Origin of the sequence: Ruegeria profundi, assembly GCF_049800715.1 — a bacterium.
Taxonomy (GTDB): Bacteria; Pseudomonadota; Alphaproteobacteria; order Rhodobacterales; family Rhodobacteraceae; genus Ruegeria; species Ruegeria profundi_A.
On the sequence record NZ_JBNAFO010000001.1, the window covers coordinates 487,981 to 513,518 of the forward strand.

The 25,538-nt window shown below is 60.5% G+C and carries 24 protein-coding genes; 13 read left to right on the forward strand and 11 right to left on the reverse strand.

Annotation, left to right across the window (positions count from 1 at the left end):
• Positions 1-15 precede the first annotated feature (15 nt).
• The 3 genes from ACP15L_RS02440 to ACP15L_RS02450 all read right to left on the reverse strand — a co-directional run bounded on the left by ACP15L_RS02440 (position 16) and on the right by ACP15L_RS02450 (position 5,880).
• On the reverse strand, positions 16-1,296 hold the full coding sequence (locus ACP15L_RS02440) for an MFS transporter (RefSeq protein WP_170639606.1): 1,281 nt from the start codon (positions 1,294-1,296) through the stop codon (positions 16-18).
• Positions 1,297-1,408: 112 nt separating this feature from the next.
• Positions 1,409-2,455: a tRNA preQ1(34) S-adenosylmethionine ribosyltransferase-isomerase QueA gene (gene queA, locus ACP15L_RS02445; RefSeq protein WP_425083205.1), complete on the reverse strand. Its 1,047-nt coding sequence runs from the start codon at positions 2,453-2,455 to the stop codon at positions 1,409-1,411.
• A gap of 41 nt (positions 2,456-2,496) precedes the next feature.
• The gene (locus tag ACP15L_RS02450) at positions 2,497-5,880 is read right to left on the reverse strand and encodes a DUF3971 domain-containing protein (RefSeq protein WP_425082995.1); all 3,384 of its coding nucleotides are present in this window, start codon (positions 5,878-5,880) and stop codon (positions 2,497-2,499) included.
• Positions 5,881-5,948: 68 nt separating this feature from the next.
• Between ACP15L_RS02450 and ACP15L_RS02455 the strand changes: the two genes are divergently transcribed.
• The 6 genes from ACP15L_RS02455 to aqpZ all read left to right on the forward strand — a co-directional run bounded on the left by ACP15L_RS02455 (position 5,949) and on the right by aqpZ (position 11,032).
• Entirely contained in the window at positions 5,949-6,410 is a 462-nt protein-coding gene (locus tag ACP15L_RS02455) for a peroxiredoxin family protein (protein WP_170373998.1), read from the forward strand.
• Between the two features lie 87 nt (positions 6,411-6,497).
• On the forward strand, positions 6,498-7,316 hold the full coding sequence (locus ACP15L_RS02460; RefSeq protein ID WP_425083206.1) for a ferritin-like domain-containing protein: 819 nt from the start codon (positions 6,498-6,500) through the stop codon (positions 7,314-7,316).
• A gap of 174 nt (positions 7,317-7,490) precedes the next feature.
• Positions 7,491-8,822: a DUF5930 domain-containing protein gene (locus tag ACP15L_RS02465; RefSeq protein WP_425082996.1), complete on the forward strand. Its 1,332-nt coding sequence runs from the start codon at positions 7,491-7,493 to the stop codon at positions 8,820-8,822.
• A complete protein-coding gene (locus ACP15L_RS02470; RefSeq protein ID WP_170374000.1) occupies positions 8,812-9,312 on the forward strand; it encodes a bactofilin family protein in 501 nt (166 codons plus the stop codon). The genes ACP15L_RS02465 and ACP15L_RS02470 overlap by 11 nt, the downstream gene beginning before the upstream one ends.
• A gap of 188 nt (positions 9,313-9,500) precedes the next feature.
• A complete protein-coding gene (locus tag ACP15L_RS02475; RefSeq protein WP_425082997.1) occupies positions 9,501-10,253 on the forward strand; it encodes a zinc-dependent peptidase in 753 nt (250 codons plus the stop codon).
• A gap of 92 nt (positions 10,254-10,345) precedes the next feature.
• On the forward strand, positions 10,346-11,032 hold the full coding sequence (aqpZ, locus tag ACP15L_RS02480) for an aquaporin Z (RefSeq protein ID WP_170458789.1): 687 nt from the start codon (positions 10,346-10,348) through the stop codon (positions 11,030-11,032).
• 57 nt (positions 11,033-11,089) lie between these two features.
• Here aqpZ and ACP15L_RS02485 read toward each other — a convergent pair whose 3' ends face one another.
• Positions 11,090-11,644: a peptidylprolyl isomerase gene (locus tag ACP15L_RS02485; RefSeq protein ID WP_170374003.1), complete on the reverse strand. Its 555-nt coding sequence runs from the start codon at positions 11,642-11,644 to the stop codon at positions 11,090-11,092.
• Complete coding sequence (locus ACP15L_RS02490; RefSeq protein WP_170374004.1) at positions 11,637-12,143, reverse strand: peptidylprolyl isomerase; 507 nt, start codon at positions 12,141-12,143, stop codon at positions 11,637-11,639. Before ACP15L_RS02490 ends, ACP15L_RS02485 begins: the two co-directional genes overlap by 8 nt.
• A gap of 132 nt (positions 12,144-12,275) precedes the next feature.
• Between ACP15L_RS02490 and ACP15L_RS02495 the strand changes: the two genes are divergently transcribed.
• From ACP15L_RS02495 to ACP15L_RS02525, 7 genes are all read left to right on the forward strand, one after another.
• A complete protein-coding gene (locus ACP15L_RS02495) occupies positions 12,276-13,466 on the forward strand; it encodes a phosphoglycerate kinase (RefSeq protein ID WP_425082998.1) in 1,191 nt (396 codons plus the stop codon).
• A 161-nt stretch (positions 13,467-13,627) separates the two neighbouring features.
• The gene (locus tag ACP15L_RS02500; RefSeq protein ID WP_170458795.1) at positions 13,628-13,927 is read left to right on the forward strand and encodes an FtsB family cell division protein; all 300 of its coding nucleotides are present in this window, start codon (positions 13,628-13,630) and stop codon (positions 13,925-13,927) included.
• Between the two features lie 128 nt (positions 13,928-14,055).
• Positions 14,056-15,045 carry a pyruvate dehydrogenase (acetyl-transferring) E1 component subunit alpha gene (gene pdhA / locus ACP15L_RS02505; protein WP_170721817.1) on the forward strand — a complete coding sequence of 330 codons (990 nt, stop codon included), beginning with the start codon at positions 14,056-14,058 and terminating at the stop codon, positions 15,043-15,045.
• Between the two features lie 15 nt (positions 15,046-15,060).
• Complete coding sequence (locus ACP15L_RS02510) at positions 15,061-16,434, forward strand: pyruvate dehydrogenase complex E1 component subunit beta (protein ID WP_425082999.1); 1,374 nt, start codon at positions 15,061-15,063, stop codon at positions 16,432-16,434.
• Positions 16,434-16,694 (forward strand): hypothetical protein, encoded by a 261-nt coding sequence (locus ACP15L_RS02515; protein WP_170374009.1) that lies wholly within the window; start codon positions 16,434-16,436, stop codon positions 16,692-16,694. Before ACP15L_RS02510 ends, ACP15L_RS02515 begins: the two co-directional genes overlap by 1 nt.
• Before the next feature lies 1 nt (position 16,695).
• A complete protein-coding gene (locus ACP15L_RS02520; RefSeq protein ID WP_425083000.1) occupies positions 16,696-18,000 on the forward strand; it encodes a pyruvate dehydrogenase complex dihydrolipoamide acetyltransferase in 1,305 nt (434 codons plus the stop codon).
• 69 nt (positions 18,001-18,069) lie between these two features.
• Positions 18,070-18,387, forward strand: a complete 318-nt coding sequence (locus ACP15L_RS02525) for a hypothetical protein (protein WP_425083001.1) — start codon at positions 18,070-18,072, stop codon at positions 18,385-18,387.
• Between the two features lie 3 nt (positions 18,388-18,390).
• On the opposite strand, the gene cysE is transcribed toward ACP15L_RS02525, so the two are convergent.
• The 6 genes from cysE to ACP15L_RS02555 all read right to left on the reverse strand — a co-directional run bounded on the left by cysE (position 18,391) and on the right by ACP15L_RS02555 (position 25,538).
• Positions 18,391-19,200, reverse strand: a complete 810-nt coding sequence (cysE, locus tag ACP15L_RS02530; RefSeq protein WP_170374012.1) for a serine O-acetyltransferase — start codon at positions 19,198-19,200, stop codon at positions 18,391-18,393.
• A 132-nt stretch (positions 19,201-19,332) separates the two neighbouring features.
• On the reverse strand, positions 19,333-19,581 hold the full coding sequence (locus ACP15L_RS02535) for a hypothetical protein (protein ID WP_425083002.1): 249 nt from the start codon (positions 19,579-19,581) through the stop codon (positions 19,333-19,335).
• A gap of 53 nt (positions 19,582-19,634) precedes the next feature.
• Positions 19,635-23,576: a baseplate multidomain protein megatron gene (locus ACP15L_RS02540; protein ID WP_425083003.1), complete on the reverse strand. Its 3,942-nt coding sequence runs from the start codon at positions 23,574-23,576 to the stop codon at positions 19,635-19,637.
• Entirely contained in the window at positions 23,576-24,022 is a 447-nt protein-coding gene (locus tag ACP15L_RS02545) for an NlpC/P60 family protein (protein ID WP_425083004.1), read from the reverse strand. Before ACP15L_RS02545 ends, ACP15L_RS02540 begins: the two co-directional genes overlap by 1 nt.
• Positions 24,019-24,906 carry a DUF2163 domain-containing protein gene (locus tag ACP15L_RS02550; protein ID WP_425083005.1) on the reverse strand — a complete coding sequence of 296 codons (888 nt, stop codon included), beginning with the start codon at positions 24,904-24,906 and terminating at the stop codon, positions 24,019-24,021. Before ACP15L_RS02550 ends, ACP15L_RS02545 begins: the two co-directional genes overlap by 4 nt.
• On the reverse strand, positions 24,906-25,538 hold the full coding sequence (locus tag ACP15L_RS02555; RefSeq protein ID WP_425083006.1) for a phage distal tail protein, Rcc01695 family: 633 nt from the start codon (positions 25,536-25,538) through the stop codon (positions 24,906-24,908). The genes ACP15L_RS02550 and ACP15L_RS02555 overlap by 1 nt, the downstream gene beginning before the upstream one ends.

Genomic DNA, 25,538 nt, shown 5'->3' on the forward strand with positions numbered 1-25,538 from the left:
ACATTTCGGACATATTTAGGCGTTAGCGGAAACATCTTGTGCGTCGTCCTCGGCCTCGGCGGCTTCGATGGCCACTTCCTGGGCCACCTCAAGCGCAACAGGGGATGCGGACGGGTACAGAGGCGACATGGTGCCGGTTTCGTCTACAGGGATCGCCGCGCGCTGCGTCATGCGATACATTGCGTAGCCGGCCATCGCGAATAGCAACGCCGCGATGAACAGGAAAAAGCCCGGAGGTCCAAAGATCCCGTCCCCCATCAACCAACCCGTAATCAGCGGGCCAGCAATCGCGCCCAAGCCGTTGATGAAAAGCAAACCACCAGATGCAGCGGCCATATCCTCGCGATCCAGAAAATCGTTCGTATGGGCGATTAGCAGGGAATAGAGCGGGTTTGACATACCGCCAATAAAGAAAGCGGTAACCAGAAGGATCGGGAAATTCACGCCGAATAGCATGCCAGCTACGGCACTGGCACCGCCTATGGCTGCCGCAAGCAGAATCAGGAAACGCCGATCCATCCGGTCCGAGAACCAACCCAGCGGGTATTGCAGCACGATAGCGCCGATGTAAAAGGCAGCTACGAAGGTCGAAATCTCGACCAAGCTCAGCGCGGCGCGTGCGCCATAGACCGCTGCCATGCCGAACTGCGCCGAGAACACGCCGCCCAGCAGGAACATACCGACACAGCCCAACGGGGATTTGCCCATCAGCTCGCGCAGGGTCATGGGCTTGGTGGTGTCGAATGCGGGGGTTGGAGAAATCGACAAAAGGATCGGTGCGAACGAGACGGAAACGAGGATCGACGCGATCACAAACGTCTCATATCCAGCGGGATCGCCCAGCAAGACCAATCCCTGAGCCGAAATGACCCCCAGCATCTGCACAATCATATAAAGCGACAGTGCCTGCCCCCGGTTCTCATTACTGGCCGCGTTGTTGAGCCAGCTTTCAGCGGTCACGTACACGCCGGAGAAACAGAAGCCGATCACGGCACGCCCCAGGAACCACGCGATCGGGTCGGTCAGCATCGGATACATGATCATGACCGCGGAGATGAACGAGGCCAGGGCCGCGAAGACACGCACATGGCCAACCCTGCGGATCATCTCGGGTGCGAGGCGCGATCCGCCCAGAAATCCCATGAAATAGGCCGACATCACAAAGGACATCTCGAGGGTCGAGAAGCCTTCGATTTCACCGCGAACACCCAGAATCGTGCCTTGCAGGCCGTTGCCGACCATCAGCAAACCCATGCCAAGAAGAAGCGCCCAAGCGGTGGACAGAACCTGAATCATTTGGGCCTCCGGGATGTGCCAAGCTGATTTGCGAGTCGTTATGTGATCAAAACAAATGCAGATCGCGCCTGTCTACGACATTCCCTGTCTGACAGTGTCGCGGCTGAAGGTTTTAGGGGATCAGAAGGGATGAATCCCCATACGAAAAAAAGCGATATTTCTGTTCAATCGCATGGGCATAGACGGAACGCATACGCTCTTGCCCCATCAGGGCCGAAACCAGCATCAGCAGGGTCGATTTGGGCAGGTGGAAATTGGTCATCAGCGCATCCGTCACGTGGAACTGAAAGCCCGGATAGATGAAGATGTCGGTTTCCCCTTCCCAAGGCGCGATCTGACCGCTGCGCGCAGCACTTTCGATCAGGCGCAGTGCGGTGGTGCCGACCGGGATCACCCGGCCCCCTGCCGCCTTGGTTGCGCTGATCTCATCAGCGGCCCGCTGGCTGACCCGGCCCCACTCGGCATGCATCTTGTGGGTTGTCACGTCCTCCACCTTTACCGGCAGAAACGTGCCCGCGCCCACATGCAGGGTCACGTGACTGAAGTCCACGTCGCGCTCGGCCAGCGCTTCCATCAACGCGTCATCGAAATGCAGAGACGCGGTTGGTGCGGCCACAGCGCCCGAGTTGCGCGCCCAGATGGTTTGGTAATCCGTCTTGTCCTGCTCGTCCGCTGGACGTTTGGCGGCGATGTAGGGTGGCAAAGGCATCGCACCGGCCTGTTCAAGGGCGGCGTCAAAATCCTCACCACTGAGGTTGAACTGCAGATAGGCCTGCCCGTCCTCTACCCGGTCCAGCGTCGCACTGAGATCGTCCGAGAATGCGATCTCTTCGCCCGGTTTGACCTTTTTCAGCGGCTTGATCAGCGCAGTCCAGGTTCCATTCGCCTGAGGCTCTAGCAACGTCGCCTCGATCGCGGCGGAAACCGGCCCCTGCGCGCTGTCGCGATGCCGCCGCCCGCTGAGCCTTGCCGGGATCACGCGCGTATCGTTCAACACAAGCCGATCGCCGGGGCGCAGCCAGTTGGGCAGATCGAACACATGGCTGTCCGAGATCGCCTGGCGCTCGGCCACCAACAAACGCGCGGACGAGCGCGGGTTGGCGGGGCGAGTCGCAATCAGGTCTTCGGGCAGGTGGAAATCAAAATCGCTGAGTTTCATGGCCGCGCCATACAAGGCCGCAAGAGATTCGGCCATATCCTCTAGCGGTCGTAGTTCGGCGTACCGTACGTCCGGTTGGGTTCGTCCGGCTTGCGCGGTCGAGCATTGGGCCCGTCCGAAACCGTCGGGGCCGCCGGGCGCAGCAGGTTGCGCAAGAACAGCGGCGCGAGGCCCGAGAGAGGGTTGACTGAGACCTTGGGATCCGTCAACGGCCCCGTAAGCCTGTAGTTGAACCCGATGACCCCTTCGCCCTTCTTGGTGAAGACGCTGCCCACCGCATTCAAAAGATAGATCGGAGAAATGGCCCCCCGCAGGTCCAGCGTTCCGGAAACCGTATCCACCGTTCCATCAAAAGACAGGCCCATGGACGGTCCGACCGCACTGCCGCTCAGAATTTTAACCTCGGTCGGAGTGATCCGCATTCGGCTGTCGATTGAAGCGAAAAAGATGCCTTGCCCGGCCATTTCGTCCAACAGCCCGACCAGACTGATTGCATTCAGCAACGCCGCCATTGCGGGCGCATCATGAATACGGGTGCTGGCAATTTTCAGGATCACGTCATAGTTGCCAACCGTCGCGACAGGCTCTAGCTGGACGTCCAGCGTTCCGCCCCGTGCCTGTGTCATCAAACCTGTAGAACGCAAGACAGCGCCCGCATCAATCGAGGTCAACGATACTGCACTGCGCACGCCTCGTGGCGTGAGGCGGCCTTGCACCGCAGCCCCTCCGTTGACGCGGGCGTTGAATGTACCGTTGACCCCTCCGGTCGTTTGAAACGCGCCTTTAAAGCCGGTCAGAGCCACGCTCTCGGTGACTTGCAGACGGTCGAGCGTCACGTCGAGATTCGGGCCAGCGCCCGACCCGCCACCGCCACCCTCAGACCCGCCGAATGTGGCGCGGCCCAGGTTCAGCGCCCCGCCGAGAACGCGAATGTCAGGTGCGGCATTGCCCCGCCCGATCAGCTCGGCCGGTACAGCCAGCCAGTTTTCCAGATCGAAGGAACTGAAGGAAACTCGGTCAAAATCCCCGTCCCGAAAGGTGATCGACGCTGCGGTCCGCAACCCCGCCGCTTGAAGGTTCAGGGCATCAACCTTCAACCCATGGCCCAGTGTTACATCAGCAGTAAGCGTGCCGCTGGTCGACGCGGGCTTGCGCCATCCCAGCTCGGGGATAGCCAGTGTGACGCCCACCAGATCTGATGAGGCGGACAGTTGCGGCGGCGCGCCTGCACCGATGCCCAACGTAAAATCAGCCGTGCCGGACCCGCTGAGGAAGCTTTGCGGCAACCCGGCCTTCAATTCGGCCATCAGACGCTGAGACAGCTCGATTTGCCCCGTCACGGTGCTGCGTTGAGCCGTTTCGCCGTCAATCGGCTGCTGCCATTTGGCCTGCACGGGCACATCGCCGAACAGGCCCTGCCCTTCGATCTGCACGCCGGTCTGGTCTCCGGACAACTCTAGCATCGGTGCGCTGACGGAGAATCCCGGCACCAGACGGTTGCTTCTCAAGTCTCCAAGAGTGCCGGTAAAGTGAAACTGGGTGTCCTGAAACTTTAGGCCCTTGATCAGCGGTAAGGACAACGTGCCCGAAAGCGCAACATTCCCCTCGGCCATATCGACCGGCAGTCCTGCCTTGCTGAGCAGGCTGAGAGGCGGGCGATCCAGTAGGGATAGCGCGGCAGTGACACCCCCCGTCGCACTTATCCTTGCAATACCCGGCGTATTTTTTTTGATTTCGGCATCGGGAATGATGAAGGACGTTCCCGACACATCCACGGCCCCGCCCTGATCGGCCATCACCAGACCCTGCTGCGCCGTTGCGGTGAAGCGATCATCAATCAGACTGGCCTGCCCCTGCGCGCCTTCGACAGGAGGCAGGGTCTTGGCGAAACGGATGGTGGCATCCTCGAACCCGAAATCCAGATAGATGTCGGGTTTGTTACCGGGCCGCAGGCGCAGCGCGAAATCCATATCCGACAAGGCGCCCTTGGAGAGGTTCTTAGTCACCCATTCCCGCGGCTTTGGCGCCAAACGCTCGGGCCAATAGTTTAGGACATCTTCGGAACCCATTTGGTTCAGATGCGCATCCAGATCGGCCGACCAGCCATCGGCCAGCCCGACCAACAGACCCGAGGTCCTCACGCGGTGGCCACCATCCTCGATCGTCATCTGGCCGACGCGCAACCGGAACGGGGCAAATTTCATCTGAACGTCTAGGTCGGCCCGCGTCAGATTCAGCGGCTCGGGGAAGAGTTTGGCCGGGTTGACGTTGATCCCCGTCAGGCTCCACTGCCCATCCAGACTGTCGAGCGTCCCGTTTTCCACCCCTTGCAGATAGGCTTTGCCCGCGGCCTGCACCGATCCCCAGGCGGAATCGATCGAGACCTCGTTGAAGTCCAACTCCTGCCGGTTGGGATCATAGGTGAAGTAGGTGCGCGCGGAGTCGAACGGGATGGCACGTGTCTCTGGATTCGGCTGCACCGCCCCGGCCCCCAGATTGAGCGTTGCGAAAACAGGGCCAAACGCCCCTGAGCCATCCACACTGCCTCGCACCGCGCCCGAGATCGGTGTTTTCAGAACCTGCAACCACGCCAACGCCGGGCTTTGGCCGTAGATATCCTCGGCCGGAAGGTCGGTGATCGTGACACCAAAACGCGCCTCGGGCGTTCCCAGGATGCTGGTATAATTGGCCTCGATCTGGCTGACATAATCGCGCCCGGACAGGACCGAGAACCCGGTGGCCAACCGCATGTCATCGTCATTGCGGGTGAGCTGAATATGGCCGCCGTCCAGAATCCAAGACCGCCCAAGCCGCAGATCGCGATAGTCCAGCGTGATCGCATCCAACTGCACCGATGTCAGCGCAGTCAGGACCGGAGACAGGAACACCTCATCCCCGGCCTCGATCAATTCGGCCAGGTTTGATGCGCTTTGCACCGGCGCGCTGCCGGTGCCCACTGTCAGCGTCAGCGCGCCATCCTCACCTCGGGTCAGGGCGATCTGCGCTCCGCTGAGTTTGATCCGCTTGGGCCTCACATGACCGCGCAGCAAGGGCCGCATCGCCAGACTGGCCCGCATATCCGACACTTGGGCGATCTGTTGTCCGGCCTGATCACTGATGGACACATCCGTCAGACGCAAACGGGGCCGCCAGCCTTCGTGAATGATAAAGCTGACATCGCCAAAGCGGATCTGGAGGCCGCCCAGATTTTCCTCCAGCCGAGCCTCAACGTTACTGCGCAGCCAGGCCGGGGCGTGCATACGCTGGCCCAGCACCATGAACCCCGTGACCACAGCCAGAACGACCAGCAAAACAACGCCGCGCAACGTCCAGATGCCCGCCGTCCGACGGCGCGAGCGGCGGCGTTTCGGTTGGCCGACCTCTTCGCTATTGTCCTGATCCTGCTGCACCAATTTGCGTTCCACGCCTTTCAACCCGTCCGCGTTGCCCTATGATATCGGGCAGCGTTTAAAAACCTTTAGCGGAGTTTCCAATGCCCGACGTTTCAGACATGGCCCCTGATTTCACCCTTCCCCGAGACGGCGGCGGTGAGGTATCCCTCGCGGATCTGCGCGGCAGTGCCGTCGTTTTATTCTTTTATCCCCGCGATGATACGCCGGGCTGCACCAAGGAATCCATCGGTTTTTCAGAGCAGCTTCAGGCCTTTGCCGATGCAGGCGCTCAGGTCTTCGGCATCTCGCGCGACAGCGTGGCCAAACATGACAAGTTCGTCGCCAAACACGACCTGACTACGCCTTTGCTGTCGGATGAAAACTCGACCGTCTGCGAGGATTACGGCGTCTGGGTCGAGAAAAACATGTATGGCCGCAAATCCATGGGCATCGAACGCTCGACCTTCCTGATCGACGCCGAGGGCCGCATCGCACAGGTCTGGCGCAAGGTCAAAGTGCCGGGCCACGTGGATGCAGTGCTTGAAGCCGTTAAGGCGATGTAGCCCCCCTCGACCTCGAGCGCCATCCGGTCTATCCCCAGCCTCGATACGACAAGGTGGAGCGTACCAGTGCCCAAAACACTGACCCAGATGGCAACCGAGGTTCTGACAACAGCGGACGGGCGGGAGAAAACCGCCCTGTCCAAACGCCATGCCGCCGCTTGGTTCGCGTCGCGCAAGGGCGAGGCTGAAGCGATTGAAATCGGCACCGCCACCCCGCCTTTGACCCCTGCACGCCCTGAAAAGCCCGAGCTGCTCTCACCGCGCGAAGTGCCAAAGCGCAAACCGGGGTCCGATGCCGGGCGGATCGCGCTTTTGCACGCCGTTGCGCATATAGAGCTGAACGCGGTGGATTTGCATTGGGACATCATTGCCCGCTTTGGTCACGTGCCCATGCCGATCGGTTTTTATGATGACTGGGTCAAATGCGCAGAAGAAGAATCGCGCCATTTTGAGATGGTCTGCGACTGCCTTGAACAGATGGACAGCTTTTACGGCGCCCTGCCCGCCCACGCAGGCATGTGGCGCGCTGCCGAAGACACCGCCGAGGATCTGATGGGCCGCCTTGCGGTGGTTCCCATGGTGCTGGAGGCACGCGGGTTGGACGTTACACCCGGCATGATCGACATCTTTCGCAAGGCAAAGGCCGAACAGGCCATCGCCGCGCTCGAGGTGATCTATGCAGAAGAGGTTGGCCACGTCGCCTATGGCTCCAAGTGGTTTCATTTTCTGTGCGGACGCGAAAACGCCGACCCCAAGGACGTCTTCCACCAATTGGTTCGGCGCTATTTCCACGGTGCCTTGAAACCGCCCTTTAACGAAGAGAAGCGCGCCGAGGCAGGGTTGCCGCCGGACTTCTACTGGCCACTCACCGAGGATATGCCCTCGACGGGTCAGGTCTCAGACTGAGGTTAAAGGTTAATTTCGGCAGGTTTTCGCCGATCCGTAGGGGGAAAACTGCACCTTCGACGACAAATTGGTCAACAAACTTGCCCGAATGCTGAGACCCTATTAAGCATCCCGTCCAAGGGACGGCTATTGCACCACGACCGGTCCCGATCTTGGGGATGAGAGGTAAGACGCGTGAGAACACGTCTGGCAATTAAATTTCACTCGTTGCTCGAACGGCACTTCCCGGAACGCCGGGTTTTTCTGAAATCTGACAAAGACACACGGTACATCCGACTCAGCTCGGAAACGCAGATCGCTGCGGTGACCGGTGTGGCCGTCATGGTTGGCTGGACCGCCGTCGCCACTGCGATTCTGCTGATGGACAGCATCGGATCTGGCAACTTCCGCGAACAAGCCAAACGCGATCAGGCCACCTATCAAGAACGTCTCAACATCCTGTCCGCTGAGCGTGACGCCCGCGCGCAGGAAGCCTTGGCCGCGCAGGACCGGTTCAACGCTGCACTGGCGCAGGTCTCGGCGATGCAGTCCGAGCTTTTGGCCTCGGAAAACCGTCGGCGCGAGTTGGAGACTGGGATCGAGGTGATCCAGACCACGCTGCGCGCAACGATGAAGCAACGCGAAGAGGCCCGTGGCGAACTGGCGAAGCTGCAACAGGATGCGGATACAACGGACTCCTACGTCGTGGCCGCCTCGGCCCCGGCGCAGATGGAATTCATGACCGACGCTTTGACCCGCACTGCGGAAGAGCGAGATCAGATCGCAGCCGACGCGCGTGATGCGCTGGACCAGCGCGATGACCTGGAGCTGGAAATCCGACTGATGCAGGAACGCAGTGACGAGATTTTCCGCCAGTTGGAAGAGGCGATGGTGATCTCGGTCGAGCCTCTGGACAAGATGTTCCGCCAGGCGGGTATGCCCACAGACCGCATCATCGAAGAGGTGCGACGCGGATATAGCGGTATGGGCGGTCCGCTGACCCCTTTATCCCTGAGCACCCGCGGCGAGGAGAGTGACATCTCCGCCGACGAGGTGCGCGCAAACCAGCTTCTACAACAAATGGATCAGTTGAACCTGTATCGTCTGGCGGCCGAAAAAGCGCCCTTTGCGAACCCGGTTCATTCCGCTGTGCGGTTTACCAGCGGCTACGGCTCTCGTCGCGACCCCAAAACGGGCGGACGCCGGATGCATAACGGCGTCGATTTCGCGGGCCCTCAGGGCACCGATATCTTTGCAACTGCAGATGGCGTGGTCACCCATGCCGGCTGGCAGTCCGGCTTTGGACGCCTTGTGAGGATCAAACACGCCTTCGGGATTGAGACACTTTACGCTCATAACACCAAGATCAACGTCAAGGTCGGCCAAAGGGTCTCGCGCGGGGATCATATTGCTGATATGGGTAGCACCGGACGGTCCACCGGCACGCATTTGCACTATGAGGTGCGCGTGAACGGAAAACCAGTAAACCCAATGACTTACATCAAGGCTGCGAGAAATGTTTTCTAAGAGCAAAATCAACGAGCCCGCATCCAAGGATTCTGAGGCGGCAAAACCTGCTGCTCCGGCGACTCCGGCGGCCCCTGCCCCTTCTGAACCCAAGGCCAGCACGGCGCCCAAGCCCAAGCCGCCCGCATCGGTCCTGTCTTCGGACCTGCATATCACCGGCAACATCAAGACAACCGGTGACATTCAGGTTGAAGGCACTGTCGAAGGCGATATCCGCGCGCATCTGCTGACCATCGGCGAAACCGCGACCATCAAAGGCGAAGTCACTGCGGACGACGTCGTGGTCAACGGCCGCATCGTGGGTCGCGTGCGTGGCCTGAAAGTCCGACTGACCTCGACCGCACGGGTCGAAGGCGACATCATCCACAAGACAATCGCCATCGAAAGCGGCGCGCATTTCGAAGGTTCGGTTCAGCGCCAGGACGACCCACTGAATCCTGGCCGCGGCGCGAAACCGGGTGCCAACCCGGCTGCGGAAGTCAAACAGTAAAGCAAATCCAACCCGGATTTTTGAAACGCCGCAGGCCATCCTGCGGCGTTTTCGATTCTGCTGCAGGCTTTGCTCTGAATCCAGTTCCAAGCTTGAACTGATACGGCTAAGCTCCACCCATGTGGATTTTTTTTGCTCTTGTCGCAGCCGTCTTAGGCGCGTTTCTGTATTGGTCCTGGTCGAAGAAAATGGCGCGCGCAGCACTTCTGGCCGAGCCGCTCAGCGAAGACGACCGGCGCATCATCGCAGCACAGGTCCCCATCCTCCAACGTGTTCCCGCCGACCTGCGTGAGAAACTGGATGGCAAGATCAACTTGTTTTTGGAACAGGTGAGCTTTTACGGTTGCGACGGGCTGGAGGTCACCGATGAGATGCAATTGTCCATCGCCGCGCAAGCCTGCCTGCTCGTGGTGAACACGGATACCTGGTACGACAATCTTACGAGTGTTCTGATTTACCCCAACGCCTTCAAGTCTCGGCAGCAGAGGCGCAGCGGCTATGTGATTACCGAGAAAGAGATCATCCGAACCGGCGAAAGCTGGGACCGAGGGCCGGTGATCCTGTCATGGGCCCATAGCAAGCAAGGCGCGCTAAATGATCATGACGGGCGCAACGTGGTGTTCCACGAGTTTGCACACCAGATCGACGACCTGTCGGGTGGCACCAACGGAGTTCCGGTCTTGGCGAAAGGACAAAGCTATGCCGAGTGGGAAAAGGTCTTCCTAACGGCCTATTCCGACCATGTCGCAGCAGTAGAGGCCGGGCATCGCACCGTCATCGACCCCTACGGTGCCGAAGGCCATGAGGAGTTCTTTGCCGTCGCGGTCGAGGTGTTTTTTGAGCGCCCTCACGCCCTGCAAAAGGCGGCACCTCATGTCTACAAACAACTTGCCGCGCTGTTCAATCTCGATCCCGCGACATGGGGCGAAGGGCCTAACTGACGCGCAGGCCGTGAAAATTCCCCCAAACGCAAGTTTCACAAATCACAGTTTTTGAATTACTCTGGTTCTCATTGATTAATGGAGGACTATTCATGTCATCAAAACTCATGGCCGAATTCTTCGGCACGTTCTGGCTGGTTCTGGGAGGCTGCGGCAGCGCGGTTCTGGCGGCAGGGGTCGCTGATGTCGGCATAGGATGGCTTGGTGTATCCTTCGCCTTCGGTCTGACCGTTTTGACCATGGCTTATACGGTGGGCCATATCTCGGGCGGGCATTTCAACCCCGCGGTCAGCCTCGGCCTGATGATCGGAGGGCGCTTCCCCGCCAAAGACCTGCTACCCTATTGGGTCGCTCAGGTGCTGGGTGCAATTGCGGCAGCGGTGGTACTGTACGTGATCGTCAGCGGAGCGCCCGGTTTTGAAGGCGTGGGCGGATTTGCCTCGAACGGGTATGGCGAGGCGTCACCCGAAGGCTATTCTATGATGTCTGCGCTGGTGATTGAGATCGTGCTGACCGCCTTCTTTATCGTCATCATTCTGGGCGCCACCTCCAGCGGAGCGCCTGCGGGCTTTGCCCCGATTGCCATCGGTCTGGCCCTGACCTTGATCCACCTGATCTCGATCCCTGTCACCAACACGTCGGTTAACCCGGCACGGTCCACGGGCGTGGCCCTGTTTGCGGATGGCCCCGCCCTTGCACAGCTCTGGCTGTTCTGGGTCGCCCCGCTGATCGGGGGTGCCATCGGTGCGTTGATCTGGAAAGCAATGGGCGACGACTGATCTCAGTCCCTAGCCCACAAGAAAACCCCGGCGCATGGCCTGCGCCGGGGTTTTTCGTTACTCGGTCACGGTGACCTTTTTCATCGCGTCAGGCTGGCCGACAACAGCGCCGTTCTGGCCCGCACCGCGTTTGATCGCGTCGACCACGTCCATCCCGTCCGTGACCTGACCGACAACGGTGTACTGGCCATCCAGAAACGGTCCCGGCTCGAACATGATGAAGAATTGTGAGTTCGCGCTGTTGGGGTTCTGAGACCGCGCCATGCCGACTACACCGCGATCAAAGGTGATGTCCGAGAATTCGGCCGGCAGATCAGGACGGTCCGAGCCACCACGACCTGCATTGGCAGCGTTGAAGCTGCCCTTGGTCTGGTTGCCGAACTGAACATCTCCGGTCTGGGCCATGAACCCCTCGATCACGCGGTGGAAGACGACCCCGTCATACTCACCTGCGTTGGCGAGCGCGGTGATCTGCTCAACGTGCTTGGGTGCGACATCTTCGAACAGGTCAACGGTGATGGTGCCATTGGCCTCACCCTCAACCTCGATCTGCAGCCCGGTGGCCAGCGCGGGGCTGGCCAATAGGACAAAAGCGGCGGCGAGCTTATGCATCTGCCGCTACCTTGACGCTGATCATGCGGTCCGGGCTCGCAGGCGGCTCACCCCGTACAATAGCGTCGACATGCTCCATCCCGTCGATCACGCGGCCATAAACCGTGTACTGACCGTTCAGGAAGTGGTTGTCTTTGAAGTTGATAAAGAACTGCGAGTTTGCCGAGTCCGGGTTCTGCGAACGCGCAGCGCCCAGCGTTCCACGGTCATGCGGCAGTTTCGAGAACTCCGCCGGAACGTTCGGCAGAGACGACCCGCCAGTGCCCGCCATGCGGATGTTGAACCCGTCTTCCATGTCGCCGTGCTGGACGTCGCCGGTCTGGGCCATGAAGCCGTCAATCACTCGGTGGAAGGCCACGTTGTCATACTCCCCCCCACGGGCCAGTTCTTTCATCCGGGCGCTGTGCAGAGGCGCCACGTCAGGCAGCAGCTCGATGACGACATTGCCGTCTTTCAGCTCAATGATGATTGTGTTTTCGGGATCCTTGATCTCGGCCATCTGGCCCTCCTGTCGTTTGTCTTGCGCAAATACCTATGCGCCAAGCGCCTGAATGCCAAGTGACGCATTGACCTGAGGGCAAAATGCAGGAAAAGAACCGCCCAAAGGGTATCAAAACACGAGGATTGCGCGATGGGCTGGAAAACACTGAACGATATGGACCTGAACGGCAAACGCGTGCTGGTGCGCGTGGATATCAACGTGCCGGTCGTTGACGGTGTTGTGACCGACGCCACCCGTATTCAGCGTATTGTTCCCACGGTGCAGCACATCCTGGCATCTGGCGGCAAACCCATCCTGCTGGCCCATTTCGGCCGTCCCGGCGGTGAGCGACGTGAAAGCCTGTCGCTGAACCAACTTGTCCCGACCTTGGAGTCTGCTTTCGGCGCGAAGGTCCTGTTCGCCGCCGATTGCGTGGGCACTGAGGCGGAACTGGCCGCAGACGCCTTGCAGCCCGGTCAGGTGCTGCTGCTGGAAAACACCCGCTTCCACGCGGCTGAAACCAAGAACGATCCCGACTTGGCCGCTGGCATGGCGCGCCTGGGCGATATCTACTGCAATGACGCGTTCTCGGCCGCGCACCGCGCCCACAGCTCGACCGAGGCGCTGGCCCGTTTGCTACCCGCCTGCGCCGGTCGCCTGATGCAGGCCGAGCTTGAAGCGCTGGAGGGCGCTCTGGGCGCACCTAAACGCCCTGTGACAGCCGTTGTGGGTGGCGCGAAAGTGTCAACCAAGCTGGAGCTGTTGGGCAACCTGATCGACAAGGTCGACTATCTGGTCATCGGCGGCGGCATGGCAAACACGTTCCTTGTCGCCAAGGGCGTCGATGTCGGAAAATCGCTGGCCGAAACCGCGATGAAAGACACCGCTGCAGAGATTCTGGACAAGGCCGAAACATCCGGTTGCAGCATTGTGCTGCCCGTTGATGTGGTGGTCGCCGAGAAATTCGAAGCAAACGCGCCGCATCAGGTTCTGCCCGCTGATCAGTGCCCTCCAGACAGCATGATCCTAGACGCAGGTCGCGAAAGTGTTGCCGCCATCACCGAGATTTTCGGCAAAAGCCAGACCCTGATCTGGAACGGCCCGCTCGGCGCGTTCGAGTTGGAGCCGTTTGACGCCGCCACCAACGCCGCCGCCCTCAAAGCCGCTGCGCTGACACGCGCGGGTCAGTTGATCTCGGTCGCAGGTGGCGGGGATACGGTTGCTGCCCTGAATGCTTCGGGCGCGGCCAAGGATTTCTCGTATATCTCGACCGCAGGCGGAGCTTTCCTGGAATGGATGGAGGGCAAGACCCTGCCCGGCGTCGCAGCTTTGGAGCAGTGATCATCGCCGCGCGCTTCCACGCGTGCCGTAAGACAATCTGACTCAACCACGCAATTTTTGCGAATCAGGGGATTCACATCCCGAATCACCTGTGACATAGTGCAATCAGAGGCCCATAAAGGGCCCGTTATTGAGGCAGACTTCATACGGCGGTCAACAGAGTGTCCCGTTCCCATCGGCCCGGTTTGGGCGCAGTTTTTTTCTTTTCGGTGGCTTTTATGCTGGGTGTATATTTCACCTTTGCCGCCGTGCAAGGAGACTATGGCCTGTTCCGACGGGTTGAGATTTCGGCGGAACGGGACGCCCTGTCACGCGACCTCGCGGCGCTCAAAGCTGAGATTGCCGAGATGGAAAACCTCACCCGCCGTCTTTCGGACAATTACCTTGATCTCGACCTACTGGATCAACAGGCCCGATCCGTACTGGGCATGATCCGCGCGGATGAAATCGTCATCCGCTAACCCTTCCTCCCCCTGCACGAATTGCGCAAAGCTACGCTGCGTCATATTTACGCTCGCCAGATCGCAAGAAATGCTCTAAAAGATAGTTTAACGCTAAACTATCTGTCCGAAAGGGGGAGATCGCCACAATGGCTGCGCGAAAAACCACAAAGAAACCAAACGTTTCTGCGGAAGAGCTGAAAACCTACTACCGCGAAATGCTGTTGATCCGTCGATTCGAAGAAAAGGCGGGGCAACTTTACGGTATGGGTCTGATTGGTGGTTTCTGCCACCTCTACATCGGACAGGAAGCGGTTGTTGTCGGCCTTGAGGCTGCTGCGAAGGAAGGCGACAAACGCATCACATCCTATCGCGACCACGGTCACATGCTGGCCTGCGGCATGGATCCGGGCGGCGTCATGGCCGAACTGACCGGGCGTGAGGGCGGCCTGTCTAAGGGCAAAGGCGGCTCGATGCATATGTTCTCGAAAGAGAAGCATTTCTACGGCGGCCACGGGATCGTTGGCGCTCAGGTCCCGCTGGGCGCGGGTCTGGCCTTCGCTGATAAATACAAGGAAAACGGTGGCGTGACCTTCACCTATTTCGGTGACGGCGCCGCCAACCAGGGTCAGGTCTACGAGACATTCAACATGGCAGCCCTTTGGGAACTTCCCGTGGTTTTCGTGATCGAGAACAACCAATACGCTATGGGCACCGCCCAGGCGCGCTCGACCTCTTCGGCGGATATCTATCACCGTGGTCAGGCCTTCGGTATCCCGGGCGAAATGGTCAACGGCATGGATGTTCTGGCGGTCAAAGCCGCGGGCGAGAAAGCCGTCGCGCACTGCCGCGCAGGCAAAGGCCCCTACATCCTTGAGGTCAAAACCTACCGCTACCGTGGCCACTCAATGTCCGACCCGGCCAAGTACCGAACCCGCGAAGAAGTTCAGAAGGTCCGCGAGCAAAGCGACCCGATCGAACATGTGCGCGAGCTGCTGCTGACCGGCAAACACGCGACCGAAGATGACCTGAAGGCGATCGACAAAGAGATCAAAGAGGTCGTCAACCAGGCCGCCGAATTCTCGAAAGAAAGCCCCGAGCCTTCCGTCGAAGAGCTCTGGACAGATATCTACGCCTGAGAGGACGAATAAGACATGGCAACCGAAATTCTCATGCCCGCCCTTTCGCCTACAATGGAAGAGGGCACGCTGGCTAAATGGCTGGTCAAGGAAGGCGACACCGTATCTTCCGGCGACATCATGGCCGAGATCGAAACCGATAAGGCCACGATGGAGTTCGAGGCCGTTGACGAAGGCATAGTCGGCAAAATCCTAATCGAAGAAGGCACCGAGGGGGTCAAGGTCAACACCCCCATCGCGATCCTGGTTGAAGAAGGCGAAGATGCCTCCGCCCTGCCCGCGGCTGCCCCCGCAGCCGCAGCGGTGACCGAGGCCGCCCCTGCGGCGGTTGAGGCCCCCGCTCCCGCAGCCGCCGCCCCGGCCGCTCCGGTCGTGGACCTGTCGCCCGATTGGCCAGCTGACGCGGAAATGAAAACCGAGACTGTCCGCGAAGCGCTCCGCGATGCGATGGCCGAAGAGATGCGCGGCGACGAAGACGTTTACCTGATGGGTGAAGAAGTCGCCGAATATCAGGGCGCCTATAAAATCAGCCAAGGTCTGCTGGACGAATTCGGCCCCAAACGCGTGATCGACACCCCGATCACGGAGCATGGCTTTGCCGGTATCGCGGTTGGTTCAGCCTTCGGTGGTCTGAAACCCATCGTCGAGTTCATGACTTTCAACTTCGCAATGCAGGCGATTGACCAGATCATCAACTCCGCCGCCAAGACGCTCTATATGTCCGGCGGCCAGATGGGCTGCCCGATCGTGTTCCGTGGCCCCAACGGTGCCGCCGCCCGCGTGGCCGCGCAGCACTCTCAGGACTACGCCGCATGGTACATGCAGATCCCTGGTTTGAAAGTCGTGATGCCATACTCGGCCGCCGACGCAAAAGGCCTGCTGAAATCGGCGATCCGCGACCCCAACCCGGTGATCTTCCTGGAAAACGAAATCCTCTACGGACGCACTTTCGACGTGCCGCAAGTGGATGACCTAGCCATTCCTCTGGGCAAGGCCCGCATCTGGCGCGAAGGCTCGGACGTGACCATCGTCAGCTTCGGCATCGGCATGCAGTATGCCCTCGAAGCCGCCGACAAACTGGCCGAAGAGGGCATCAGCGCCGAGGTCATCGACCTGCGCACTATCCGACCGATGGACACAGGCGCGATCATCAACTCGGTGATGAAGACCAACCGTCTCGTGACTGTGGAAGAAGGTTGGCCACAAGGATCGGTCGGTAGCTACATCAGCTCGGTCGTGATGCAGGAAGCGTTCGACTATCTCGATGCGCCGGTCATCAACTGCACGGGCAAGGATGTTCCGATGCCCTATGCCGCGAATCTCGAAAAACTGGCCCTAATCACCACGGATGAGGTGATCGCTGCCGTCAAACAGGTGACCTACCGGTAATGGAGATCAGGGGCCGCGATCCAGCAACCGAATGCTACCGTGTCGAGATTGACATCGACAACCGCATCGTACGGGCGCTTGTGCCCGAGCGACTGGCGGCGGATATGCGGTTGATAGGCGCGCGCCCCTCGCACCAGACCGCCTATGTCTGGATGGCAGAGAACAAAGAAAAAATCGAGGCCGCGATTGCGACGCTCGCACGCGGCACCGGGCGCCCCAAGGCGCCCTTTGACCAAATTACTCTGATTGAGGAGCGCTGAAATGCCCACCGAAATCCTAATGCCCGCCCTGTCTCCGACCATGGAGGAAGGCACCCTTGCCAAATGGCTGGTCAAAGAGGGCGACACCGTCTCCTCCGGCGACCTGCTGGCCGAGATCGAAACCGACAAAGCCACGATGGAGTTCGAGGCTGTTGACGAAGGCACCATTGGTAAGATTCTGATCCCGGAAGGCTCCGAAGGGGTCAAGGTCAACACTGCCATCGCAGTCCTGCTGGAAGATGGCGAAAGCGTCGATGACATCGGCGCTGCACCGGCCCCAGCCCCAGCGGCTGCGCCTGCAGCCGCCGCGGGCGACGAGGTTGCCGCGCCAGCGGCGTCCGAGGCGCCCGTCCCTGCTCCGGCAGCTCCGGCTAAAGCCGATGGCAGTCGTATCTTCGCCTCACCGCTGGCCCGTCGCATCGCGGCGCAAAAGGGCCTTGATTTGGCACAGATCACCGGCTCGGGCCCGCATGGTCGCATCGTCAAAGCGGATGTCGAAAGCGCAACCGCAGCACCAGCAGCAGCCGCTCCTGCGCCTGCCGCAGCAGCCGCGCCCGCAGCGGCGGCACCGGCTGGCCCGTCGGCAGATGCCGTGGCCAAGATGTACGAAACTCGCGACTACGAGGAAATCAAGCTCGACGGCATGCGTAAGACCATCGCCGCGCGCCTGTCCGAGGCCAAGCAGACCATCCCGCATTTCTACCTGCGCCGCGATATCAAACTGGACGCGCTTCTCAAGTTCCGCAGCCAGTTGAACAAGCAGCTGGAAGGCCGTGGCGTGAAGCTCAGCGTCAACGACTTCATCATCAAAGCCGTCGCCAACGCGTTGCAGCAGGTACCCGAATGCAACGCCGTCTGGGCAGGCGACCGAGTGCTGCAGTTGAAACCGTCGGACGTGGCCGTTGCGGTTGCGATCGAAGGCGGTCTGTTCACTCCGGTCCTGCAGGATGCCGACACCAAGTCTCTGTCTGCCCTTTCGACCGAGATGAAAGACCTTGCTGGTCGTGCCCGGGAACGCAAGCTGGCTCCGCATGAATACCAGGGCGGCACGTTTGCAGTCTCGAACCTCGGCATGTTCGGCATCGACAACTTCGACGCCATCGTGAACCCGCCGCATGCAGGCATTCTTGCGGTCGGCACAGGCCTGAAGAAACCGATAGTAGGCGAAGACGGAGAGCTGACGGTCGCCACCGTGATGTCCGTCACGATGTCGGTGGATCACCGGGTTATCGACGGCGCGCTTGGGGCACAGTTGCTGCAAGCCATCGTCGAAAACCTGGAGAATCCGATGGTCATGCTAGCCTGATCAAATTCTACCCGCCGGGGTATGACCTCGGCGGGTGCTCTCGCGATCACGGCCACGATGTGAGCAAGTGTGATCACCCAAAAGATTGTCGCAGCAACCGCACTTTCCCACCTTCTAAAAGACGGTTTTAAAAACCAAAGGTGGCCCATGCGCTTTTTTGATTTTACTAAGATATTGCTTGTCGTTGTCGCGTCCTCAACTGCTGCTGACACGGCGCTGGCGAAACCCAACAGCTACCCGGGCGAAAACTCCAGGTTCAAATCCAGTGACCCAGCCGTCATCGCCCAGCAAAGAGCCGAGCGCCAGCAACGCATCGACGAGCGTAAGGAACGGCGGGAGCAAAGACGGCAAGAGCGGTTGAAAAGAAAGAACAACCGCTCGAACTGAGGTTTACTGGTCCTTGCCCAGCATGTGGTCCATCGAGATAGAGGGCTGATCGCACCCCGCCTCGCCCACTATTTTGGCCGGGATGCCGGCAACTGTCTTGCAAGCGGGAACCTCTTGCAGCACCACCGATCCTGCGGCGATCCGGCTGCAGTGGCCGACCTCAATGTTGCCAAGAACCTTGGCCCCGGCACCGATCAGAACTCCATCACCGATCTTTGGGTGGCGCTGCTCTTCTTCCTTGCCGGTTCCGCCCAACGTCACAGAATGCAGCATCGAGACATTGTCACCAACCACGGCAGTCTCACCAATCACGATGGAATGGGCGTGGTCGATCATGATCCCTTTGCCAATCCTGGCGGCGGGGTGAATGTCGATGCCGAAAATCTCAGACGAACGCATCTGGAAGAAATAGGCCAGATCATGCCGTCCCTTGCGCCACAACCAGTGGGCCACGCGATAGGCCTGCATCGCCTGATAGCCTTTAAAATAAAGGATCGGCTGCAGAAGGCGGTGGCAGGCTGGGTCACGCTCATAGACGGCCATCAGGTCCGCGCGGGCAGCCTCAATCAAGCTTGGGTCGTCAGCATAAGCCTCGTCCACGATCTCACGCAGGACCATCATCGACATCTCGTTCGAACACAGCTTCGCCGCCACTCGGTACGACAATGCCCGCTCAAGGCTGCGGTGATGCAGAATACAGGCATGCACCAGCCCGCCCATCAGCGGCTCTTGCTCAACGGCGGTATGGGCCTCGGTCGTGATCCGGTTCCAGACCGGGTCGACGGGGGTCACGTGGCTGCGCTTTTCAAACATGGCTTTTGATCCTTTGCTGCGCCTAGCATGCCATTTAGTGGTAAAAACGCCAAACGCAAACCCGTGATCTGTAACTTAACCAAAATGAATGTGTTCCAAGTGGGTGCTGACGCCTTTCGGCTCTCTAAGAAGTCAGCCCAGCGCCCGCCGAGCCTGACGTCGTATAAGTTGGCGCAAAACCATCTCAAAACACTGGCAATAATCAAGATCGTCAAAGCCCGGTTCATCCGCCAGCACCCGAGTGCGGGCGGCTGTCATCAGGGATCCGTTGCCATAGAGCGGGTGCAGTCGCCCTGTACGCTGGACATGGCGGTCGGCCAGTTCGGCCTCGGCCACCATCTTGATACAAAGCGATCGGCGGCTGCGCTTCGGCCCGGCCAACTAGGCGCGTGCCGCAGCACTGACATCTCCGTGGAGGACGGGACGCATGGGTCTTACGCGACCTGAATGCGCGCCGCCGGACCGGCGCCATATGTGGCCGAGATTTGCGCGATCTCGACCGCATACCCACCTGTCAAACCATCGGCGGACTTTGCGGCTGCGGTATAGGCCCAGCGCGGTTCAGGCACGATCTCTTCGCGGACTAAGGCACCGTTGGCCCGGACACGGATGAGGTAGGATTCGCTTTCCTCGCCCAGTGGGACATCCAGACCCGCCCAGTCATCCCCTTCGATCCGCGTGCGCCTGATCCAACTGAACGTGTCCGCGTCCGGCAGGGTCTGCACAGACACATGCACCGGCGCGTAGGGGCGTAGGCCGTTCCCGTCAAAGGCCTCGACCAGATGCTCGTAGGATGGGTCGTCATACCCGCGCGAAGCCGGGCCGATCCGAAAGTGCCGGGCCACGCGCCGCTCGCTTGGCAAGAGGTTGGTCTGCGCAACGCGTTCGTCCAGCAGGACGAAAGTTGATCCTTCGGGCCAGACGTCGGGCATCAGGGCATCCGTTCCGAGCTGACCACGCAGGCGACCAGAGAGGGCATAGACCCCCGGCTCTTGCAGGGCAGCGTCAGAGAACTGGAACACCTCACAATTACCCGGTGTTCCGTCACCGATGGCCGCCAAATTGGCCCCATTCAGCAAGGATGTGCGCGGACGGGACTCCAGAATGCCGTCAATCAGTTTGACCCGCAGGGGCGCGCCCTCATCCCAGATCCCTGCTGAGGCGCGATGCAGCGGCGTTTCGGTAAAGCCCATCACCGCCTGATCTGCAATGACGTCGCGCAGCGCATAGTCCTCATCTCGGGACGACACATGAACGGCGACGTTGCCAGGCCAAGGATCGGCCGATGCGGCGAGATACGGCGCGTGCGGAGCTTCTGTCCCCGTCAACAGAGGCAGGTCCATGAACACAGGCGCCACCGGTACAGGGGCGACGAAGGGCCGGATCGCGACCGGATCATCCTGCAACCCGTTGGCCGTGTAGACACCGCGTTCAATCCGCACCGCCTCGGCCAGTTGCAGATCCGCTTTTTCCAACCGGTCGATACGGTAGAGCGCACTGCCGTCCTGTTCTAACAGGCGCACCACGTCTCCAGCCCCCAGATGCAGCATGGAGGGAGGGAGGGCAAACCGGGCGGTGTCACGGGAAACACGCGCCTCGCTGAGCCAGCGTTCGGCGGTCTGGCGACCCTCGGCACGGGTCATGGACAGGGGCATCTCATTGACCGCTACCGCATGGGTCTGCGCGTCGGGCAGCACGGCCTCTTCCGCGACCAGATCGTGATCGGCATCCGATTGAACAAAGCGCAGGCGAACACGTCCGGTCATCTCGGCCTCGGCCTCGCGGCGGTATTCCACGGTGCCGTCGAGATCGGAGCTGACAGCCAAATGATCCGGGTCCAGCGCCACAGCGCCAAACCCATCACGTGTCTGGAACCGCAGGACACCGTCCCGTTCAATCGCATCAAACCCATACCGCAGCATCAACGGCTGCAACGCCGAACGTGCGTCCGAGACATCCTCGACCGCATAGCCCCGGACCACGCCATAAAGCTGCGAGACATCAATATCCGTGACCCCTGCCCCATGGCAGATCTCGGTCACCACCGAGGCCAGCGTGCGCGCGCCGGATCGGCCGTTCAGCCAATGCCCTCGGGCGTAGTTTTCGCCATCGTCCCATTGGCTTCGCAGGTTCGGAAAGGTGGGATAAGGACGCGCGTCCCAGGCCCAGACATAGGCGTTGGAAAGGTCCAGCATCGGGCCGTCATAAATCTCGGATACCGGGTTGTTCTGCGGCTCGGACCAGTAGCCCAGTGTTGCAGTCAGATACTGAACCTGAATGAAGTCATCCCTGAGGCCGTTGGAATGCGGCGGCAGGCTCGATTCCGAGGATTTAGGATCGAGAAACTTGTTCGGCTGGTTGGTACCCTTATCCACGGCCGCGCAGCCCAGCTCCGTAAACCAGATCGGCTTGGACCCTGGCACCCAGTCCGACGGGTCGTTCTGCCGGACGCCATCAATCCGTTCGTGATGCCAGTTCGACCACCAGTTGCGCAGGTCCTTGTAGCGCCAGATCCACGGCTCATCATGGGTGCTGTCTTCGATCGGAGTCCGAATCTGCGCCTCGGCTTCTTCTGGCGAGGCGTAGTACCAGTCATAACCTTCGCCACCTTCGACATTGGCGCGCAGGTAGTCCAGATTGTAGATCGACCCGGCATCGGCATCCTGATGGTCTTCACCATCGCGCCAATCGGACAGAGGCATGTAGTTATCGATACCGACGAAGTCGATATTGTCATCCGCCCAAAGGGGGTCGAGGTGAAAGAACCTGTCTCCTGTCCCCGAAGGTTGATAGCCGAAGTATTCGCTCCAATCCGCTGCGTAGCCGATCTTGGTATCCGGCCCGAGAATTTGGCGCACGTCCGCAGCCAGCTGGCACAGTTGTTCTACGGCAGGAAAGCCGTTTTCTCCGCGAATTTGCGTCAGGCCGCGCATTTCGGAACTGATGCAAAAGGAACTTACGCCACCTGCAATCTGGCAGAGGGTGGCATAGTGAAGGATAAACCGACGTAGCCCCCACTCCTCCGGGCCGGAATAGGTCACCTGCCCCGCGCTGATGCCAAAGTCGCTGACCTGAGCCGCCCCGAAAAACGCGGCCACCTGCGCGTCGGCGGCGGCTGTCTGATCCGGCGACCCGTCGCGCCCCGGAGCCACGTCCAGCGTGATCCGTCCACGCCAGGGCAGATGCGGCTGCTCTCCTTCCGACCAGGGGTCGGGCAAGCCGTTCTGCTGCAATTGATCCATCAGGATGAACGGGTAGAACATCACATCCTTGCCGCCCTCCTTCAGATGCTGGATCGCCTGCACAACCGCGCCATCCGTTGGGGTGCCACCATAAACAGGCCGGTCATCCTGATGCTGGACCACTTGGGACGTCTTGCGCCGCAGGCCCGACACGACCCACGGCATATTTACGCCATCTAAGTCATCGCGAACGACCTTGGGCGTGATCTGACAGTCTCCGCAGCGCAGGTCATTTCCGAACCACGACACAATCAGGGATGCCGCCTCGCAGCCCGGCAACTCACGCGCCAGCGCTTTGGTCGAGGTGACCAGATCCGGCTCACCCGAGGCCGAGTTGACATTGGCCGCCCAACTGCGCCCGCGTCCTTGCGAATAGTTCACCTGAGTGCTGGCCAGCGCATATTCACCAGTGCCCGGCATCAGGGCCACGCCCTTGACGATCTGGCCCAGCGCGGAAACGTGATCCGGCGTTTCGGGCTGTGTGGGGCGCACCACTTCGAACGAGAACTGAGGCACCCGGTTGCCAAAGGACGCCAGCTGAAAGTCCTCGATCACCACATAGGCCGTACCGCGATAGGCCGGGACATTGCCGGTGCCCTCGACAGCCTCGATCAGGGGATCGGGGAGTTGATCCTGCGTCCCGTGATAAACACGGATGTTCAGGCCCGCGCGCTCTTGCTCCTCACCGTCGGCCCAGACGCGCGTGACATCGGCGATCTCACCCGCGCCGACCGCAATCGCCAAAGAGATCGAGTAGCTGTAGGTCGTGGTCGTCACCTTGGGCGGTTTCGGCGAGCCCTTGCCGCCCCCACCCGAGGATTGCGTGCTAGTGGTCCGGGTCTCCAGAAAGTCCGAGGCCCAGATTACCTGACCACCCACGCGCATACGGCCAAAGACCGTGGCCACAGGGGCGCCCTCGGCTGTTTCGGTCAGGCGGAAACGGTCCATGCGGCCGGTCTCGACCACTTCGCTGCCACTGCCCATGACCGATTGGCTCATCATGCGTTGGTCGATCACGCGGCCCAGCGTGGCCCCGACCGCACGACCGACAATGGCAGTAGACAGACCGGCCACTGTGCCGCCGATCGAGCCGCCCAGCGCAGCCCCTGCTGCAGAAAGAAGAATAGTAGCCATCAGCGACCCTCCAACGGAAACTCAAAACAAGCGACCACCCGGCGGCGCCAGGGGTCGCTCAGGGCGTTTTCGACGACGCCATGTCCGGAATAGGCATGGATGAAGCGCGGCACCTCGCCGATGCTGCTGACGATACCCAGATGTTTGGCAACGCCGCTGTCTCGCATCCGGAACAGCAACACATCTCCGGCCACCATTGCGGCTGCGGGCTTTTCGATCAGGTACCGGCGTGCAGCTGCCCACATGCGTTCTTCACCCTGCGGTTCGGACCAGTCCATGCTGTACACGGGAACCGCCTCGGGTTCGTGCCCGATCACCTCGCGCCACGCGCCGCGCAGCAGGCCCAGACAATCCGCCCCCGCCCCGCGAACCGAGGCTTGATGCACGTAAGGCGTGCCCAGCCACGCGCGTGCGGTGTCCACGATATCTTGCTTGCGTTTCGTCATCGTCTGCTACCGCCTGTATTTGCGTTGCCTTTCTTTGGCACTGCCATCACCCAGTCTTCACCCGGAAGATCCGGAAAGCCCTGAAAGTTCAGAAAATTGTTGAATTTCAACCGGCAGGTCTCCATTCGCTTGTCGCAGCCAGCGGTCAGGCGCACCCGGTCTCCAACGGCCAATCCACCCCCGATGCTGGCCCACAGGGTGATCTCGCGCCCATCTTCCGTCCGACGGTCCTGCTTGATCGACCCCCATAGCCCATTTGCTGTGCCCGAGGTCACATCCAAACGTCCCCGTTCAAACCAGGCTTCGTCAGAGGAGTTCCCACCACACAGCCGCAACGACGCGCCTCCGTCAAAACCGGAGACTTCAGCCTCGACCTGATAGCCGGGCTGGCCTACGGCAAATCGGCACGCGGAATCCCCCAAGACGGCTGTGCAGGGCTTTTGATAGATCCGTCCCAGAGGGCGGTTCAGCAGATCGGTCAGCCCGCGCAGCTCTGCGTGAAAGGCTCCGCCCGCACGCCGTAGCTCACCAATCGAGCCGCGAAACTGCAGCACACGCTGCTCGGGCGCGGCCCAATTGACCAGCCAGGCACGTACCTCGGCCCCGTCAAAGCGACCGGCTTCAATATCATCCTCACGGACCGAGGCATCGGACAGCGCGCCCATCGCCTCGGAATTGTCGATCGACAGCCCGGTGGCCTGATCGATGGCGGCAGCGGTCAGGCCGGTGCTGGCCCGAAAAATCAGCCCGTCGAACCGTAGCTCCATATCATGATCGGTGAAGCCAAAGACCTGGCTGTCTTTGCGGGTGATCGCCCAGCAGCGGCACACAGTGGTCAGACCGCTTTGCAGATGGGTCTGAAGTGCCTGAGTATCCCCGCTCATCAGACGCGCACCTCGACCACGGGGACGTTTGGCACATCCCCGGCCTGAAAGCTGGCAACGCTGGTCTGGATCTTGTCGGTGTCGAAACGCACCGGCACGTCAAACTCGAACCCCGCCGTGATCTCGACCTGTTCGGGCGGAGGGGCCACGAATGAGACCACCCCACGGGCCAGATCAACCTCATAGTCGACGCCTTCGCGCATGGCATCCTGATCCAGACCCAAACGCACCGTACCGAGGACGGGCTTCGTGATCGGTCGCACATAGCTGACCCCGCCCGAGCTATAGGTTTTCACCAGTTGAAACTCGGTACACTCTCCGTCGCCACGCGCGATGACCTGATCGCCGTGATCGACGTCAGCCGTAGCTGATCCCGACTTGTAGTCCGACCAGTCCTTCCAGCGGAACCCGTACATCTGGCCCTGACGTGCCTCGAAGAATGAGATCATCGTTTCGATGTCATCCAGCGAGCGCATCCCCAGCCCGGCATCATAGCGCCTGCGCGAATGCGCCCAGGGCGTGTTGCGTTCTTCAAACCCGTTGGCCAGTGCTACGATATCTGTGCGCCGTTCCGGACCGCCGACCGAGCCGAAACTCAGACTGGCGGGAAATCTCACCTCGTGGAAATTCAT

Bases quoted from the DNA above. Each gene is read 5' to 3' on its own strand.
- ACP15L_RS02440 (WP_170639606.1), bottom strand. From the start codon at position 1,296: ATGATTCAGGTTCTGTCCACCGCTTGGGCGCTTCTTCTTGGCATGGGT.
- queA (WP_425083205.1), bottom strand. From the start codon at position 2,455: ATGAAACTCAGCGATTTTGATTTCCACCTGCCCGAAGACCTGATTGCG.
- ACP15L_RS02455 (WP_170373998.1), top strand. From the start codon at position 5,949: ATGCCCGACGTTTCAGACATGGCCCCTGATTTCACCCTTCCCCGAGAC.
- ACP15L_RS02460 (WP_425083206.1), top strand. From the start codon at position 6,498: ATGGCAACCGAGGTTCTGACAACAGCGGACGGGCGGGAGAAAACCGCC.
- ACP15L_RS02470 (WP_170374000.1), top strand. From the start codon at position 8,812: ATGTTTTCTAAGAGCAAAATCAACGAGCCCGCATCCAAGGATTCTGAG.
- ACP15L_RS02475 (WP_425082997.1), top strand. From the start codon at position 9,501: ATGGCGCGCGCAGCACTTCTGGCCGAGCCGCTCAGCGAAGACGACCGG.
- aqpZ (WP_170458789.1), top strand. From the start codon at position 10,346: ATGTCATCAAAACTCATGGCCGAATTCTTCGGCACGTTCTGGCTGGTT.
- ACP15L_RS02485 (WP_170374003.1), bottom strand. From the start codon at position 11,644: ATGCATAAGCTCGCCGCCGCTTTTGTCCTATTGGCCAGCCCCGCGCTG.
- ACP15L_RS02490 (WP_170374004.1), bottom strand. From the start codon at position 12,143: ATGGCCGAGATCAAGGATCCCGAAAACACAATCATCATTGAGCTGAAA.
- ACP15L_RS02495 (WP_425082998.1), top strand. From the start codon at position 12,276: ATGGGCTGGAAAACACTGAACGATATGGACCTGAACGGCAAACGCGTG.
- pdhA (WP_170721817.1), top strand. From the start codon at position 14,056: ATGGCTGCGCGAAAAACCACAAAGAAACCAAACGTTTCTGCGGAAGAG.
- ACP15L_RS02510 (WP_425082999.1), top strand. From the start codon at position 15,061: ATGGCAACCGAAATTCTCATGCCCGCCCTTTCGCCTACAATGGAAGAG.
- ACP15L_RS02515 (WP_170374009.1), top strand. From the start codon at position 16,434: ATGGAGATCAGGGGCCGCGATCCAGCAACCGAATGCTACCGTGTCGAG.
- ACP15L_RS02520 (WP_425083000.1), top strand. From the start codon at position 16,696: ATGCCCACCGAAATCCTAATGCCCGCCCTGTCTCCGACCATGGAGGAA.
- cysE (WP_170374012.1), bottom strand. From the start codon at position 19,200: ATGTTTGAAAAGCGCAGCCACGTGACCCCCGTCGACCCGGTCTGGAAC.
- ACP15L_RS02540 (WP_425083003.1), bottom strand. From the start codon at position 23,576: ATGGCTACTATTCTTCTTTCTGCAGCAGGGGCTGCGCTGGGCGGCTCG.
- ACP15L_RS02545 (WP_425083004.1), bottom strand. From the start codon at position 24,022: ATGACGAAACGCAAGCAAGATATCGTGGACACCGCACGCGCGTGGCTG.
- ACP15L_RS02550 (WP_425083005.1), bottom strand. From the start codon at position 24,906: ATGAGCGGGGATACTCAGGCACTTCAGACCCATCTGCAAAGCGGTCTG.
- ACP15L_RS02555 (WP_425083006.1), bottom strand. From the start codon at position 25,538: ATGAATTTCCACGAGGTGAGATTTCCCGCCAGTCTGAGTTTCGGCTCG.